The organism is Rhizobium sp. KNZ14-9A (genome assembly GCF_056755015.1).
Genome location: NZ_JBPGXB010000002.1, coordinates 2,821,184 through 2,834,235, shown reverse-complemented (window position 1 = coordinate 2,834,235; position 13,052 = coordinate 2,821,184). Strand labels below are relative to the sequence as shown.

Sequence of the window (13,052 nt, the reverse complement as noted above, 5' to 3'; positions counted from 1 at the left end):
GGCGTTATTAAAAACTCAACCCGAACGAACGGGGCCAACCAAAGGAGATTGTCATGCCTATTCTCTATACGACCAAAGCTTCCGCCACCGGTGGCCGCGCAGGCCGAGCCGTTTCCGAAAACGGTGTTCTCGACGTCACGCTGACCGTGCCGAAGGAACTCGGCGGCGACGGCGCAACGGGCACCAATCCCGAACAGCTCTTTGCGGCCGGTTATTCGGCCTGCTTCCTCGGTGCTTTGAAATTTGTGGCCGGCAAGGAAAAGGTCAAGATTCCCGAGGAAACCACCGTCTCCGCAACCGTTGGCATCGGCCCGCGTGAGGATGGCGGCGGCTTCGGCATCGAAGTGGCCCTGACCGTCAACATCCCGGGCGTCGACCGCGAAACTGCCGAAAAGCTCGCAGCAGCGGCACACATCGTTTGCCCCTACAGCCACGCAATGCGCACCTCGACAGAAGTTCCGGTCACGGTTGCCTGATTATTTGCAGCACCAGCGAAGAAAGGCCGGAGCGTTGCTCCGGCTTTTTTATGCTCAATGGGCTGCCTGCTGCGTTGGGTCGGGCGCCTGGTCCGCGTCGGTCAGCGTGCTCAAGAAGGCGACGATGTCGTCGATTTCCGATTCCGTCAGCGCCGGCGGGTCGCCCGGCTTGCGGCCGAAGGGCGGATCCTGGTTGAGGTTGTCCCAATAGGCTTGCGGAACATCGTCATATTTGCGGATCGTGCCGTCGGCATTTTTCGGATACCAGCGGCCGGGATCGCTGTCGCGCGTGGCGTAGAAGGAGACGACGTCACGCAGCGAATGGAAGTAGCCATTGTGGAAGAAGCTCTTCTTCAGCGCCACATTGCGCAACGTCGGCGTGCGGAACAGGCCGCAATAGTCCGGCCGGTTCCTGAAGTCGGTACGCTGAGGGCCGCAGAGGCCGAGATCGTGATAATCAGGGTCGCTGTTGGCGGGGATCGCCATGTTCCGCGGTACCGCCAGCCCCAGGAAGCCGAAGTCGGAAAATTGCGGCGGCTCGCCGTCGTTGGCGGGCTCGCTCAAATGACAGCTCGAACAGTTTCCCTTGGCCGGATCCTCGAAGAGTTCACGCCCATGCATCTCCTGCGCAGTCAGTGTCCCCTTGCCGGCAAGGAAGGCGTCATAGCGGCTGGTGTAGGGGTAGAAATCCGCGCCGCTCTGCTCGAAGGTGCTGAGAGCCTCGACCGCACCCTGGAAAGCATCCTTGGCATTACCGAATATGTCCTGGCCGAAAATCTCCCGGAAATCCTCCGCATAGACCGCCTTGCCGAGCGAGGCGACGACCTGGGCCTCATCCTTGTTGCCCATTTCGAAAGGCGAAAGCAGGGGGATCTTCGCCTGATCGTAACCGTGGTCCACGCGCCCGTCCCAGGTCAGGCCACCTGTTGGCCCGTTGTCGACGCTCTCGTCGCCTTCGTCTTCGGAATCGTAGAAATGCTCTGTGAACGAAGGTATCGCCTGCAGGTAGCGCAAGGTTGGCACGGCGCGCAGTCCCGGCTGGTCCATATCCGGCCCGCCCATTTCGATCGGCGTCGCGGAAGACGGGGCGAAGCCGTGATGCGGATCGTGGCAGGAGGCGCAGGCCTGCACGCCGGAGGCGGAAAGCGAAGTGTCGGAGAACATCTTGCGGCCGAGTTCCGTCAGCGCTTCGGCGCGGGCATAGGCTTGCGTCCGTGACATGGGGCCTGGATGCACACCGCCGGCAACGGCCGCGCTGCTTTGCCGCAGGGGCAGAATGGCAAAACCGAGCGCTGTCGCTGCCAAACCGAGCGCCAAGCCAGACCGGAGGAGCCAGATAAACCTCGTCGCCATGTCAGGGATTCCAATGGGTTAACATTGTGGGCCCTCATGATCGAACCTGACTGCAACAGATTGATGACGCGCGCGTACCGGCCGCAGCCGCAACCCGTCCGATGTCACAAAGTTGATAGATGGCGGGAATAGCGTCTCGCCTGCGCTTGGCCATTCCACGTCCGCCCGGCGCCCCTCTAGCCACGCCCCCTTAGCCATGAGGTATCCCGCCATGACCAGACTGAATCTCCTCCGCAATCTTTCGCTGGCCGGCTCGGCCATGCTGCCGCTGGTATCAGCCGCGGCCGCCTATGCAGCACCCGCCGGTATGGACAAGATCCAGAATATCGTCGTCATCTACGCTGAAAACCGCAGTTTCGATAACCTCTATGGCAGCTTTCCGGGCGCCAACGGCCTTGCCAATGCAAACGAAAGCCAGGCACGGCAGCTTGATCGCGACGGCGCGCCGCTCGCCGAACTGCCGCCTTCCTGGGGCGGCCTGACCGCCAAGGGCGTCACGCCCGCCATCACCGAGGCCCAGTCCGCTCACCTCGCCAACGCCGTCTTCTCGATCGACGATCCCAAGGGTTTTGCCCTGACGACAAACGTCATCACCCGCGACCTCTGGCATCGTTTTTATCAGGAGCAGATGCAGATCGACGGCGGCAAGAACGATAAGTTCGTCGCCTGGGCCGATTCCGGTGGCCTCGTCATGGGCCATTATGACGGCTCGATCCTGCCCATGTGGCAGGTCGCCAAGAAATACGTCCTTGCCGACAATTTCTTCCAGGGCGGTTTCGGCGGCTCTTTCTTCAACCACTTCCAGCTGATCTGCGCCTGCGCGCCCTATTATGCGGATGCCGACAAGAGCCCGGCCAAGCCGACGATCGCCAAGGTCGATGCCGACGGCATTTCGCTGACCGTTGCCGACAACGGACCGAAATCCGCCCTCGACGGTGCTCCGAAGTTCGTCTCCGACGGCAACCTCACGCCGGATTTCTATGCGGTCAACACCATGCAGCCGCCTTATCAGCCGAGCGCCAACGCCCCGGCCAAGGACGGAGATGCAGCCTATGCCGATCCCTCGCAGCCGAACACCCTGCCGCCGCAGCACGAGATCACCATCGGCGACCTGCTGTCGTTGAAGGGCGTCACCTGGGCATGGTATAGCGGCGCCTGGCAGGCAGCACTCGATGGCAAGAATGCCACGCCGGTGCCGAACTTCCAGTTCCACCACCAGCCCTTCAACTACTTCGCCAACTATGCGCCGGGCACGCCCGCCCGCGCCGAGCACCTGAAGGACGGCGGCCTCGGCGGCGAAGCCTTTATCAAGGATATCGACGACGGCAAGCTGCCGGCCGTTTCCTTCTACAAGCCGCAGGGCAATCTCAACGAACATGGCGGTTACGCCGATGTTTCGCGCGGCGACCAGCACCTCGCCGATCTGGTCTCGCATCTCGAAAAGAGCCCGCAATGGGAGCACATGCTGGTGATCGTCACCTATGACGAAAACGGCGGTTTCTGGGATCACGTCGCTCCGCCGAAAGCCGATCGCTGGGGCCCGGGTAACCGCATACCGGCCTTCATCATCTCGCCCTATGCCAAGGGCGGCATGGTCGATCACACCCAGTATGATACGACGTCGATCCTGCGTCTGATCACCGCCCGCTACGACCTGCCGGTGTTGCCGGGCCTGCTCGCCCGCGACAAGGCGTTGGCGCTGAACAGCGAGCCGCCGATGGGCAACCTGACGGCAGCGCTTGACCTGACGCGCTGACCGTCAAGATAATGCAATGTCTTCTCCCCAGATGTTGGGGAGAAGATTTCATGCTTTCAGGATGTTTTATCCGTTGAGTGCGCGCATGCCGACTTCGCTGTAGCGATCCCCGACAGCGCGGGGCAGGGCACCGGCGATTTCCTCGAGATCCTGCGGTGTAAGATCAACGCCAGCCCCTCCGAGATTTTCATCCAGTCGTGTGCGGCGGCGAGTGCCGGGAATGGGCACGATATTTTCCCCCTGAGCCATCACCCATGCGAGAGCCAATTGAGCCGGTGTTGCGTCCTTGCGGCGCGCAATCTCTTCGATCACGGGGACGAGTTCGAGATTGCGCTTAAAATTGTCACCCATGAACCGCGGTGAGCTTCGCCTGTAGTCGTCGGGCGCGAGCTCGTCGACAGACTTGATCGCTCCGGACAGGAAGCCGCGTCCGAGCGGCGAATAGGCGACAAGCCCGATCCCGAGTTCACGAAGCGTCTGCAACACGCCGTCTTCCGGCTCGCGCGACCAGAGCGAATATTCGCTTTGAACGGCTGTAATGGGATGCACGGCATGCGCCCGGCGGATCGTCTCGGCGCTGGCCTCCGACAGGCCAATATGTCTGATCTTGCCGGCTTCGACGAGTTCCTTCATCGCGCCCACCGTCTCTTCGATCGGCGTATTGGGATCGACACGGTGGAGATAGTAGAGATCGATATGGTCGACGCCGAGCCGCCGTAGAGACCCTTCGCAGGATGCTTTTGCATATTCGGGCCGTCCGTCGGCCGTCTGGGCGCTGACGCCAGGCATCGCTCCAGCTGCGCGTACGATGCCGAACTTGGTCGCCAGTACCACTTGATCACGCCGGTCCTTGATCGCTTCCCCCACGAGTTCTTCGTTGATGTGTGGGCCATAGCTATCGGCCGTATCGAGCAGGGTTACGCCACGATCAAGCGCATGGTGGATCGTGGCGATTGCCTCGCCCCTATCGGCGGCGGTCGCGCCATAGGCCCAGCTCATGCCCATGCAGCCGAGGCCGATCGATCCGACCTCAAGTCCTTGCCCGAGCCGGCGTGTCCGCATTGTTGAGTCTGTCATCTCTCATCCTTTCTTCCGCCTCTTCATAGGAGGCGATTTTGCCGTCGAGGACGCGAAGGCAGGTTTCGAGATCGGCCACATGGGCCTGGACACGCTCACGATGCTCCCTAAGCATCTCTCGACGCTCGCTGAAAGTGGCTTTCCCGTTATCGGCAAGCTTTGCGTAAAGCAGCATGTCGCGGATAGGCATGCCGGTCGTCTTCAGACGGCCGACAAACTCGATCCAGGAAAGGATGGAAGCGTCGTAGTCGCGTTGTCCGGATCGGTCGCGATCGGCATAGGGAAGCAAGCCGATACGCTCGTAGTAACGCAGCGTATGAGCCGACAAACCTGACCGTTTCGCGAGGTCACTGATCTTCATGAGACACCTGTTCTCGTCACAACGCCAAGGAAGCTACGGCTTCGAGTGCACTCTAAGTCAATAGGCTTTTTGTGGCTAATTTTGCGACCGCCACGGACTCTGCAGGGTCACGTTAGGTATTGCAGGTCGCGTCTCAGGTGATCGCCGTTGCCCTCAGGCAATTTGGTCTCGAGTGCCGCATGCGTGCTTTCCCAGATCGGCAGCGCCTGTTGCAGGACTGCCCGCCCGTCATCCGTCAGGCGCAGAAGACGGCCACGCCGGTCCCTCGGGTTTGGTACCACATCGACAAAGCCCTTGCGCTGCAACGGCTTTAGTGCCGCCGTCAGCGTCGTCTGATCCATGGCGAGCAGGCTTGCGACCGGTCCCATCGGTGGCGGTTCCGGCCGGTTCAGGGACATCAGCAGGGAGAACTGGCCGTTGGTGAGGCCGACGGGCCGCAGTGCATCGTCGAACAGCCTTGCGAGCGCACGGGCAGCGCGCTGCACATGCAGGCACAGGCACGTATCCCGCACCAGAAGCGTCGTAGAAAAAGGAATTGCGATCGAGTTTGACATGATCTATTTCTATTGATATCAATGTATTTAGTCAAGAAGAGGAGACTATCTGCCGGAAAATGCCGGCCGCGCCGGAGGAGGGCGTAGATCATGTTGAACAAGGTGACCCAAAATCCCGTCGTTTCCCGTGAGGAATGGCTTGAAGCCCGCCGAGCTTTGCTCTTGAGAGAGAAAGAGGCGACCCATCTCAGAGACAAAGTGAATGCCGAGCGCATGGCTTTGCCTTGGGTGAAAGTGGACAAGGACTACACGTTCGAAACGCCTCAGGGGCCGAAATCGCTCGCCGAGCTTTTCGATGGCCGCAGCCAGCTCATGGTCTATCACTTCATGTTCGGCCCCGAATGGGAGGCCGGTTGCCCCGGCTGCTCGTTCCTCGCCGATCATCTCGACGGCACGCTGCCGCATTTGAACCACCACGACGTCACTCTTGTTGCCGTCGCCCGTGCGCCGCTTGCCAAGATCGAGGCCTACAAGCAGCGCATGGGTTGGAAATTCCCGTGGGTTTCGTCCTTCGGCAGTGATTTCAACTTCGATTATCACGTATCTTTCACGCCGGAGGACCTTGCCAAAGACAAGGTCTTTTATAATTTCTCTCCGATAGCGCCCTCTGACGCCAATGACGAACTGCCCGGACTTTCGGCCTTTTACCGAAATGAGAAGGGCGAAGTGTTCCATACCTATTCGAGCTATGCCCGCGGCGCGGAGGAAATCCTCGGCACGCTGATGATCCTGGATCACGCGCCCAAGGGCCGCAACGAAGATTCGACCATGGATTTCGTGAAGCGTCACGATGAATATGAGGAAGCCCCCCAAGCCTCATCCAGCTGCCACTAGACCCAGCCACATCATCCGGAGGAGAAGGACGATGAAGACTGCAGAAGTGCTGAAGGAGCATGCTTTTCTGGAGAGAATGGTCGGTCACTGGACCGTCGCCGCTTCGGACATGACCGGCGACAAGCCTTGGGAGGAGACCGTGCGCTCCCTGCAAGGCATCTGGTTCGTTGCCGAAGGAGCCGGTGAAATGAGCGACGGCAAGCAGGCAACGACGATCCTGACCCTCGGCTACGACTCGAGCAAAAGCAAATATGTCGGCAGCTGGATCGGCTCGATGATGGACTACATGTGGATCTATGAGGGCGAGGTCGAGCCCTCGGGTAATGTTCTGTCGCTCTACACCAGGGGGCCGGCCTTCGAAGGCGACGGCCTTGCCGATTATCGCGAGCAGATCGCCTTTCTCGACGACAACGTCAGAACCTTCACATCGAGCGCCAAGGAAGCTGACGGCACCTGGAAGCAGTTCATGGAAGTCAAATATACCCGCAAGGGCTGAAATCGCCGGGGCACATCAAGAGCAATTCCAGCAAAAGTGCGAGAGCGGTTTTGCGTTCGGAATTGCGTGAAAACAAAGAGATAGAACTCAAGCGTGGACCGAGGAGAACACGATGTCCAATACGCATGGCAAGTTCATATGGTGCGAATTGATGACGCCGGATCCCGATGCGGCGGCGAAATTCTACGGCTCGGTCGTCGGCTGGACGTCGAGCAAAATGCCGGCGGCAGACCAGCCGGAATACACCATTTTCGAGGCAAACGGCGTCAGGGTCGCCGGCATGATGCCCTTTCCCGCAGAGCTGGAAGGGCAGGGCATTCCGCCGAACTGGACCGGTTATGTCGCCGTCGACAATGTCGATCAGTCAGCACGCGACTTCTCGGCAAACGGCGGTACCGTCCGCCGTCAGCCGGCGGATATTCCAGGCATAGGCCGCTTTGCTGTGGTAGCCGATCCTGATGGAGCGGTGCTCTGCATCATGACGCCACTGCCGATGGAAAATCCGCCACCGGAACTGCCCTTCGACACGCCCGGCCATGTCGGCTGGCGCGAACTCTACGCCAATGATGGCGCCAAGGCCTTCGACTTCTATTCCAAACTCTTCGGCTGGACGAAGGATCAGGACTTCGACATGGGGCCGATGGGCGTCTACCACATCTTCGCCGAGCACGGAAAACAGACCGGTGGCATGATGACCCGCCCGCCGGAAGTCGGCATGGCCTTCTGGTCCTATTATTTCACCGTGCCGACGCTTGACGCCACCATCGAGCGCGTCAACGCCGGCGGCGGCAAGGTCGTCAACGGCCCGATGGAGGTCCCCGGCGGTTGGGTCTGTCAGGCGGTGGATCCGCAAGGCGCCTATTTCTGCCTGTCGGCGGGTAAACGGTAGTCGTCGTCAATAGGGAGGGAGCACGCGCCCGCGCTCCCTCATCTTCGGGGAGGCTCTATCCAGCCCCTCCCACACTTGCAAAGAACCCTTCCGGGCTCTCCACCTCCAACAGTTTCTTGCGCTCGATCAGCCAGAAGCGGTTGCCGACGGCGCGCACGAAGCTGCGGTCGTGGGAGACGAGCAGGCAGCTTGCCTCATGCGCCATCAGCTCGCTTTCCAACGCCTCCTGCCCCTCGATGTCGAGATGGTTGGTGGGTTCGTCGAGCAGGTAGAAATTCGGCTGTGTCAGCCGCAGCACCAGCATGCCGAGCCGCGCCTTCTGGCCGCCGGAGAGCAGCTTCACCGGCTTGCCCTGCATCTCGATCGTCATGCCGGCGCCGGCAAGCAGCGAGCGTGCCCGCTGGTCGCCGACATCGAAGCGGCGGATGATCGTTTGCAGCGGTGTGTCGGCATCGCTGAGATCGGCAAGCAGTTGGTCGCCATAGCCGAGCACCAGCGAGGGCGTGGCCTTGATGCCGGCCTTTGCCGTTTCCGGCTCGGCGATTGCCGCGCGCAACATGGAGACGAGCCGCGATTTGCCGGCGCCGTTGAGGCCGAGCAGCACGATGCGGTCGCCCTGGCAGATGAACTGCTTTCCCGTGCGGAAGAGCAGCGTGCCGTCAGGCGTCGTGACCTCGGCATCCTCGAGCGTCACCAGAACCTTGGCATGCGTGCCGCGGTTGGCGAGACGGATCGCGCCTGCCGAACGCTCCAGATGAGCGGGCTTTGCGGTTTCCTCCAGCTTTTCGGCGCGGTGCTTCAACTGCTTCGTCTTGACCACCAGCAGGTCGCTGCCGGAATTGATGCCGATATTGTTGAGTTTTGCCGCCTGCTTGCGCAACTGTTCGACCGTCTTCATATCCTTCTCGTAGCGCCGCGCATCGGAGGCATCCGCCTCGTCGAGTGCCGCTCTCGCCCGACTGTAGGGCAGGGAGAAGACAGGCGATTGCTCCGGCCGCAGGAAGAGCGTTCGGTTGGTCGTCGCATCGAGGAAGGCGCGGTCGTGGCTGGAGATGATCACGGGCGTATCGCGCGGCAGTGCGTTCAGCCAGTTTTCCACCTGCGTGATCTTTTCAAGGTCGAGATGGTTGGTCGGTTCATCGAGCAGCAGCACGTCGGGCTCGTTCACTGAGGTGCGGGCAATCAGTGCCAGCCGCTGCCAGCCGCCGCTGAGCTGGCGGAGCGGCCGCTCGCGCAACTCCTCGGGCACTTCGAGCGATTCCAGCACGACATCTGCACGCCAGCTTTCGCCGTCAGCCTGGTCAGGAGGAAGCGCGAGAAGCACGGCGTCACGGAAACTGGCGTCGAGAAGTGCCGGCGGCACATTCTGCTCCACATGGCCGATGGTGAGCCCACGCGCCCTGGTGATCTCGCCTTCGGTCGGTTCCAGCGTGCCCGTCATGAGGTTGAGCAGGGTGGATTTGCCGCGGCCGTTCGCCGCCACAAGGCCGATCCGGTCGCCGGCATTGACGACGAGATTGAGCTTCGAAAACAGCGGCGCGGAGAGCACGATGCCGAGATTGCGGATATTGATGAGGGTCATGATCGTATCCTGGTCTTGCCAAGCGATCGCGCATATCCGGGGCTTCCAGCCATCAACGGAAAAGCGCGTTATGCTTGGCGGATTATGAAATGCTTGCAGCTTGAACGACGGGCATTCAGGTGCAGCAGTGCCACTAGGGGCAGACCAGGAAGAGATTTGCGAGAAACGGTCTCTGGTCAGCCCTGCAAACGCATCTGCAGGGCGTTGACTGGGCCACGCTGGCGATGATGCCGGAAATACATATTCACGCGCAGCCCTCCTTCTTTCTCGGTTGCAAGAGGGAAATACCATTGCTCGCGGTTGGAAACAAGGGATCATGATGGCAGTAAACACGCTCAGATGGTATGAAAGGCCTGCATCATCCGGGATCGGGGGACGCGGGATGATTTCCATCGCAAGGGCAGGCAGCACCGAGGATTTCGTCATCGCCGCCGGCTTCTGCGAAGCACTCGGCGCCCTGGATGTGGAACTCGGGCGTGACCATGGTATCCCCGCCGAGATCGTCATGACGCTCTTCCACAGCGAAAATCATGAAAGCCTTGCCCGGAAATATAGCTCCGACGAAGCGATGATGTTCCTGGCCAGATGGGAGGGAGCACCGGCAGGCTGCATCGCGCTCGCACCATTTGAGACTGCTGCGATGGAGATCCATAAACTCTACGTGGATCCCGCCTTTCGCGGTCGGGGCATCGGTAATGTGCTGATGCGGCGGGTGTTCGAGGAAGCAAAAAAGAGCGGTCGCCCCACTATGCTCGTCAATACCGCCGCCTATCTGAAGAGCGCGCTTTCCCTCTACGAAGCCTTCGGCTTTACCCATTGCCCGCCTTTTCACACCGTGCCAGCTGAAATCAGCCACACCGAAGTCTTCATGTCGCGGCCGCTTTGATCCCGACACAATCGCTTCTTAGCGATGTCGGATGTCACAGGGAGGCACGGCATGCTCATCGCTCATCTGCCGGCAGGCTATATTCTCGGAACTGCCGCGCGACGCAGGGCTTCGTCCATTGCGGTCATGGCGGCAGCGCTGATCGGCAGCGTCATGCCGGATTTTGACATGATCTATTTCTACGCCTCCGGCGGCCGGGTTCATCACCATGCCTATGTCACGCATTGGCCGCTCTTCTGGCTGGTCTCGGCGATCCTGATCCTGCCGCTCCTCAAATGGTTTCGTTCGGCCTGGCTCGCTGCAGGTTGCGTCTTCTTCGCCGCCGCCATGCTGCATATGGTCATGGACACGATCGCATCACCGCTCTTCTGGTTGGCACCTTTTTCCTTTCATGAATTCGAGCTGGTTCGAGTTCCCGCAACCCATGCCAGCTGGATCATGAGCTTCCTGCTTCACTGGACATTCCTGCTGGAAATCTCGATCTGCCTTTCGGCCTTGGCACTCTTCCTGATGCGCCGCCGACGCACCGAAGCTGGTCGATCTGCGGTCTGACCACAGGGAGGATGGCGCGCAGGTCAGCGGTTATCGCAAAGGCTGGAACGCCCTGATCGTGGTCGGACACATTTCGCCTGCCTGCCTGTTTGCCACTATAGTTGCACAGCGTCGTGTGATCGTTATAAGCGGCCGTCGATGGACTGAGGAAATTCCTGATCGAGGGCGAAGTGATGGCAGGTGGTGACGACGAATATGTTTATGACGAGGCGACAGGCGAATGGCGCCCTGCCTCCGAGATGGCTGCAGCCGCACAGGCTGCGTCCGAGGTTCGCGACGCCTCCGGAAACGTGTTGAAGGACGGCGATTCCGTCACGCTTATCAAGGACCTGAAGGTAAAGGGCGCCAACCAGACCCTGAAACAGGGCACGGTCATCCGCTCGATCCGTCTGACGGACAATCCCGAAGAGATCGACTGCCGTCACGATACGATCAAAGGTCTCGTCCTGCGTACGGAATTTGTCCGTAAGCGGTGACTAAAGCATGTCGCGCAAGAGTGCGGAGCGGTTTTGCGATAACGACATGCGTAAAGACAAAGGTCACGCGGCGCGAATCTGAAAGATCGCGCCACGCTTTAGACTTACCGCTTCAAGCTTCCCAATATGCCGCGTACCAGCGCCCGGCCGACCTGCGTCGCCACCGTGCGCGCCACGCTCTTCATCGCCGCTTCCACCACCGTTTCGCGTTGATAACCGGAGCGGCCGCGAGGCTGTGCCTTGTCGTCATCACTGCCGCCAAAGCCGGGCAGCGTCCAGCCGGACGTGGTGCTGCCCTCCTGTGGCGCCGGCGCCGCTTCCTGAGCCCGCTTGGCAGCGTCGGAATCGGCAGCCCTCTTGGCGCGTGCCGCCAGCATCTCGAAAGCGGATTCGCGGTCCACGTCCTCGTCATAGACGCCGAGAACCGGGCTGCGGTCCATGATTTGCTGGCGCTCGACATCGCTCACCGGTCCGACGCGGCCGGATGGCGGGCGTATCAGCGTTCGCTCGACGATCGATGGCGCGCCCTTGGCTTCCAGCGTCGAAACCAGCGCCTCGCCGGTGCCGAGAGTGGTGATGACGGTGGCGCAATCGAAGGCGGGGTTGGGGCGGAACGTATCGGCGGCCGTCTTCACCGCCTTCTGCTCGCGCGGCGAATAGGCGCGCAGCGCATGCTGCAGGCGGTTACCGAGCTGGGCGAGTACCGTTTCCGGCACGTCGAGCGGGTTCTGCGTCACGAAATAGACGCCGACGCCCTTGGAGCGGATGAGGCGCACCACTTGTTCCACGCGCTCGGTCAACACCTTCGGCGCGTCGTTGAAGAGCAGATGCGCCTCATCGAAGAAGAAGACGAGCTTCGGCTTGTCGGGATCGCCGACTTCGGGCAGTTCCTCGAAGAGCTCGGAGAGTAGCCACAGCAGGAAGGTGGCGTAAAGGCGCGGGTTCATCATCAGTTTGTCGGCGGCAAGCACGGAAATCTGCCCGTAGCCATTGTTCGACGTTCGCATGATGTCGGTAATCTTCAGTGCCGGCTCGCCGAAGAAATGTTCCGCGCCCTGCTGTTCCAGCACCAGTAGCGCGCGCTGGATGGAGCCGACCGAGGCCTTGGAGATGAGGCCGAACTGGCTGGAAAGCTCGGTGGCGTTTTCGCCCATATAGTTGAGCAGCGAGGTAAAATCCTTGAGGTCGAGCAGTGGCAGGCCGGCCTTGTCGGCGATCTTGAAGGCGATGTTGATGACGCCTTCCTGCGGCTCGGAAGCATCCATCAGCCGTGCCAGCAGCAGCGGTCCCATCTCGGCGATGGTCGTGCGCACCCGGTGGCCCTTCTCACCGAAGAGATCCCAGAAGATGACCGGGAATTGCTCGAATTCGTAATCGGTAAAGCCGATCTGTTCGGCGCGCTTGGTGAGGAAGTCTTTTGCTTCGCCCTTGGCGGCGATGCCCGAGAGGTCGCCCTTGATGTCGGCGGCGAAAACGGGCACGCCGGCTCTCGCAAAGCCCTCGGCCAGTACCTGCAGCGTCACCGTCTTGCCGGTACCAGTCGCGCCGGTCACGAGTCCATGGCGGTTGCCGAATTTGAGGTCGAGATATTCGCCCTTGTTGATGCTGTCGTCAGGATTGCGGCTTGCGCCGATGAAAATCTTGCCGTCCTCGAGCATGTAGAATGTCTCCCTCGGTCGATGCCGCCGCTCAATTCTCGAATATGCGGGATGCTCTTTCCGCACAGTCATGCAAATATCGTTTCTCTGTTATAAGCAGGC

At 60.8% G+C, this 13,052-nt stretch carries 14 protein-coding genes; 8 read left to right on the top strand and 6 right to left on the bottom strand.

Annotated features, from left to right (window positions below):
- Positions 1 to 53: 53 nt before the first annotated feature.
- Positions 54 to 476: an organic hydroperoxide resistance protein gene (locus tag ACR9ZQ_RS20855; protein WP_007818814.1), complete on the top strand. Its 423-nt coding sequence runs from the start codon at positions 54 to 56 to the stop codon at positions 474 to 476.
- Positions 477 to 530: 54 nt separating this feature from the next.
- On the opposite strand, the gene ACR9ZQ_RS20850 is transcribed toward ACR9ZQ_RS20855, so the two are convergent.
- Positions 531 to 1,829 (bottom strand): cytochrome-c peroxidase, encoded by a 1,299-nt coding sequence (locus ACR9ZQ_RS20850; protein WP_310378102.1) that lies wholly within the window; start codon positions 1,827 to 1,829, stop codon positions 531 to 533.
- A 211-nt stretch (positions 1,830 to 2,040) separates the two neighbouring features.
- Here ACR9ZQ_RS20850 and ACR9ZQ_RS20845 point away from each other — a divergent pair, with 211 nt between their 5' ends.
- Positions 2,041 to 3,585 (top strand): acid phosphatase, encoded by a 1,545-nt coding sequence (locus ACR9ZQ_RS20845; protein ID WP_481428714.1) that lies wholly within the window; start codon positions 2,041 to 2,043, stop codon positions 3,583 to 3,585.
- A 66-nt stretch (positions 3,586 to 3,651) separates the two neighbouring features.
- Here ACR9ZQ_RS20845 and ACR9ZQ_RS20840 read toward each other — a convergent pair whose 3' ends face one another.
- From ACR9ZQ_RS20840 to ACR9ZQ_RS20830, 3 genes are all read right to left on the bottom strand, one after another.
- Complete coding sequence (locus ACR9ZQ_RS20840) at positions 3,652 to 4,647, bottom strand: aldo/keto reductase (RefSeq protein WP_481429346.1); 996 nt, start codon at positions 4,645 to 4,647, stop codon at positions 3,652 to 3,654.
- Positions 4,616 to 5,023 (bottom strand): MerR family transcriptional regulator, encoded by a 408-nt coding sequence (locus ACR9ZQ_RS20835; protein WP_481428713.1) that lies wholly within the window; start codon positions 5,021 to 5,023, stop codon positions 4,616 to 4,618. Before ACR9ZQ_RS20835 ends, ACR9ZQ_RS20840 begins: the two co-directional genes overlap by 32 nt.
- 107 nt (positions 5,024 to 5,130) lie before the next feature.
- Complete coding sequence (locus ACR9ZQ_RS20830) at positions 5,131 to 5,577, bottom strand: MarR family winged helix-turn-helix transcriptional regulator (protein WP_310378098.1); 447 nt, start codon at positions 5,575 to 5,577, stop codon at positions 5,131 to 5,133.
- Positions 5,578 to 5,667: 90 nt separating this feature from the next.
- On the opposite strand from ACR9ZQ_RS20830, the gene ACR9ZQ_RS20825 reads away from it, so the two are divergent.
- From ACR9ZQ_RS20825 to ACR9ZQ_RS20815, 3 genes are all read left to right on the top strand, one after another.
- Positions 5,668 to 6,411 carry a DUF899 domain-containing protein gene (locus tag ACR9ZQ_RS20825; protein ID WP_310378096.1) on the top strand — a complete coding sequence of 248 codons (744 nt, stop codon included), beginning with the start codon at positions 5,668 to 5,670 and terminating at the stop codon, positions 6,409 to 6,411.
- Positions 6,412 to 6,442: 31 nt separating this feature from the next.
- Entirely contained in the window at positions 6,443 to 6,907 is a 465-nt protein-coding gene (locus ACR9ZQ_RS20820) for a DUF1579 domain-containing protein (RefSeq protein ID WP_481428712.1), read from the top strand.
- A 112-nt stretch (positions 6,908 to 7,019) separates the two neighbouring features.
- A complete protein-coding gene (locus ACR9ZQ_RS20815; RefSeq protein WP_310378092.1) occupies positions 7,020 to 7,796 on the top strand; it encodes a VOC family protein in 777 nt (258 codons plus the stop codon).
- A 55-nt stretch (positions 7,797 to 7,851) separates the two neighbouring features.
- Here the strand turns inward: ACR9ZQ_RS20815 and ACR9ZQ_RS20810 are convergent, their stop codons facing one another.
- Positions 7,852 to 9,378: an ABC-F family ATP-binding cassette domain-containing protein gene (locus tag ACR9ZQ_RS20810; RefSeq protein WP_310378091.1), complete on the bottom strand. Its 1,527-nt coding sequence runs from the start codon at positions 9,376 to 9,378 to the stop codon at positions 7,852 to 7,854.
- A 382-nt stretch (positions 9,379 to 9,760) separates the two neighbouring features.
- On the opposite strand from ACR9ZQ_RS20810, the gene ACR9ZQ_RS20805 reads away from it, so the two are divergent.
- The 3 genes from ACR9ZQ_RS20805 (at position 9,761) to ACR9ZQ_RS20795 (ending at position 11,292) form a co-directional block, all read left to right on the top strand.
- Positions 9,761 to 10,264, top strand: coding sequence for a GNAT family N-acetyltransferase (locus ACR9ZQ_RS20805; protein ID WP_310378089.1), 504 nt, complete (start codon positions 9,761 to 9,763; stop codon positions 10,262 to 10,264).
- Between the two features lie 51 nt (positions 10,265 to 10,315).
- The gene (locus ACR9ZQ_RS20800; protein ID WP_310378086.1) at positions 10,316 to 10,816 is read left to right on the top strand and encodes a metal-dependent hydrolase; all 501 of its coding nucleotides are present in this window, start codon (positions 10,316 to 10,318) and stop codon (positions 10,814 to 10,816) included.
- Positions 10,817 to 10,989: 173 nt separating this feature from the next.
- Positions 10,990 to 11,292, top strand: coding sequence for an alkylphosphonate utilization protein (locus ACR9ZQ_RS20795; protein ID WP_183735631.1), 303 nt, complete (start codon positions 10,990 to 10,992; stop codon positions 11,290 to 11,292).
- Positions 11,293 to 11,396: 104 nt separating this feature from the next.
- Here the strand turns inward: ACR9ZQ_RS20795 and ACR9ZQ_RS20790 are convergent, their stop codons facing one another.
- The gene (locus tag ACR9ZQ_RS20790) at positions 11,397 to 12,950 is read right to left on the bottom strand and encodes a helicase HerA-like C-terminal domain-containing protein (protein ID WP_481428711.1); all 1,554 of its coding nucleotides are present in this window, start codon (positions 12,948 to 12,950) and stop codon (positions 11,397 to 11,399) included.
- Between the last annotated feature and the right edge of the window lie 102 nt (positions 12,951 to 13,052).

Coding starts and splice junctions, on each gene's coding strand:
- ACR9ZQ_RS20795 (WP_183735631.1), top strand. CDS start 10,990: ATGGCAGGTGGTGACGACGAATATGTTTATGACGAGGCGACAGGCGAA.
- ACR9ZQ_RS20850 (WP_310378102.1), bottom strand. CDS start 1,829: ATGGCGACGAGGTTTATCTGGCTCCTCCGGTCTGGCTTGGCGCTCGGT.
- ACR9ZQ_RS20840 (WP_481429346.1), bottom strand. CDS start 4,647: ATGCGGACACGCCGGCTCGGGCAAGGACTTGAGGTCGGATCGATCGGC.
- ACR9ZQ_RS20835 (WP_481428713.1), bottom strand. CDS start 5,023: ATGAAGATCAGTGACCTCGCGAAACGGTCAGGTTTGTCGGCTCATACG.
- ACR9ZQ_RS20790 (WP_481428711.1), bottom strand. CDS start 12,950: ATGCTCGAGGACGGCAAGATTTTCATCGGCGCAAGCCGCAATCCTGAC.
- ACR9ZQ_RS20830 (WP_310378098.1), bottom strand. CDS start 5,577: ATGTCAAACTCGATCGCAATTCCTTTTTCTACGACGCTTCTGGTGCGG.
- ACR9ZQ_RS20805 (WP_310378089.1), top strand. CDS start 9,761: ATGATTTCCATCGCAAGGGCAGGCAGCACCGAGGATTTCGTCATCGCC.
- ACR9ZQ_RS20800 (WP_310378086.1), top strand. CDS start 10,316: ATGCTCATCGCTCATCTGCCGGCAGGCTATATTCTCGGAACTGCCGCG.
- ACR9ZQ_RS20855 (WP_007818814.1), top strand. CDS start 54: ATGCCTATTCTCTATACGACCAAAGCTTCCGCCACCGGTGGCCGCGCA.
- ACR9ZQ_RS20845 (WP_481428714.1), top strand. CDS start 2,041: ATGACCAGACTGAATCTCCTCCGCAATCTTTCGCTGGCCGGCTCGGCC.
- ACR9ZQ_RS20825 (WP_310378096.1), top strand. CDS start 5,668: ATGTTGAACAAGGTGACCCAAAATCCCGTCGTTTCCCGTGAGGAATGG.
- ACR9ZQ_RS20815 (WP_310378092.1), top strand. CDS start 7,020: ATGTCCAATACGCATGGCAAGTTCATATGGTGCGAATTGATGACGCCG.
- ACR9ZQ_RS20810 (WP_310378091.1), bottom strand. CDS start 9,378: ATGACCCTCATCAATATCCGCAATCTCGGCATCGTGCTCTCCGCGCCG.
- ACR9ZQ_RS20820 (WP_481428712.1), top strand. CDS start 6,443: ATGAAGACTGCAGAAGTGCTGAAGGAGCATGCTTTTCTGGAGAGAATG.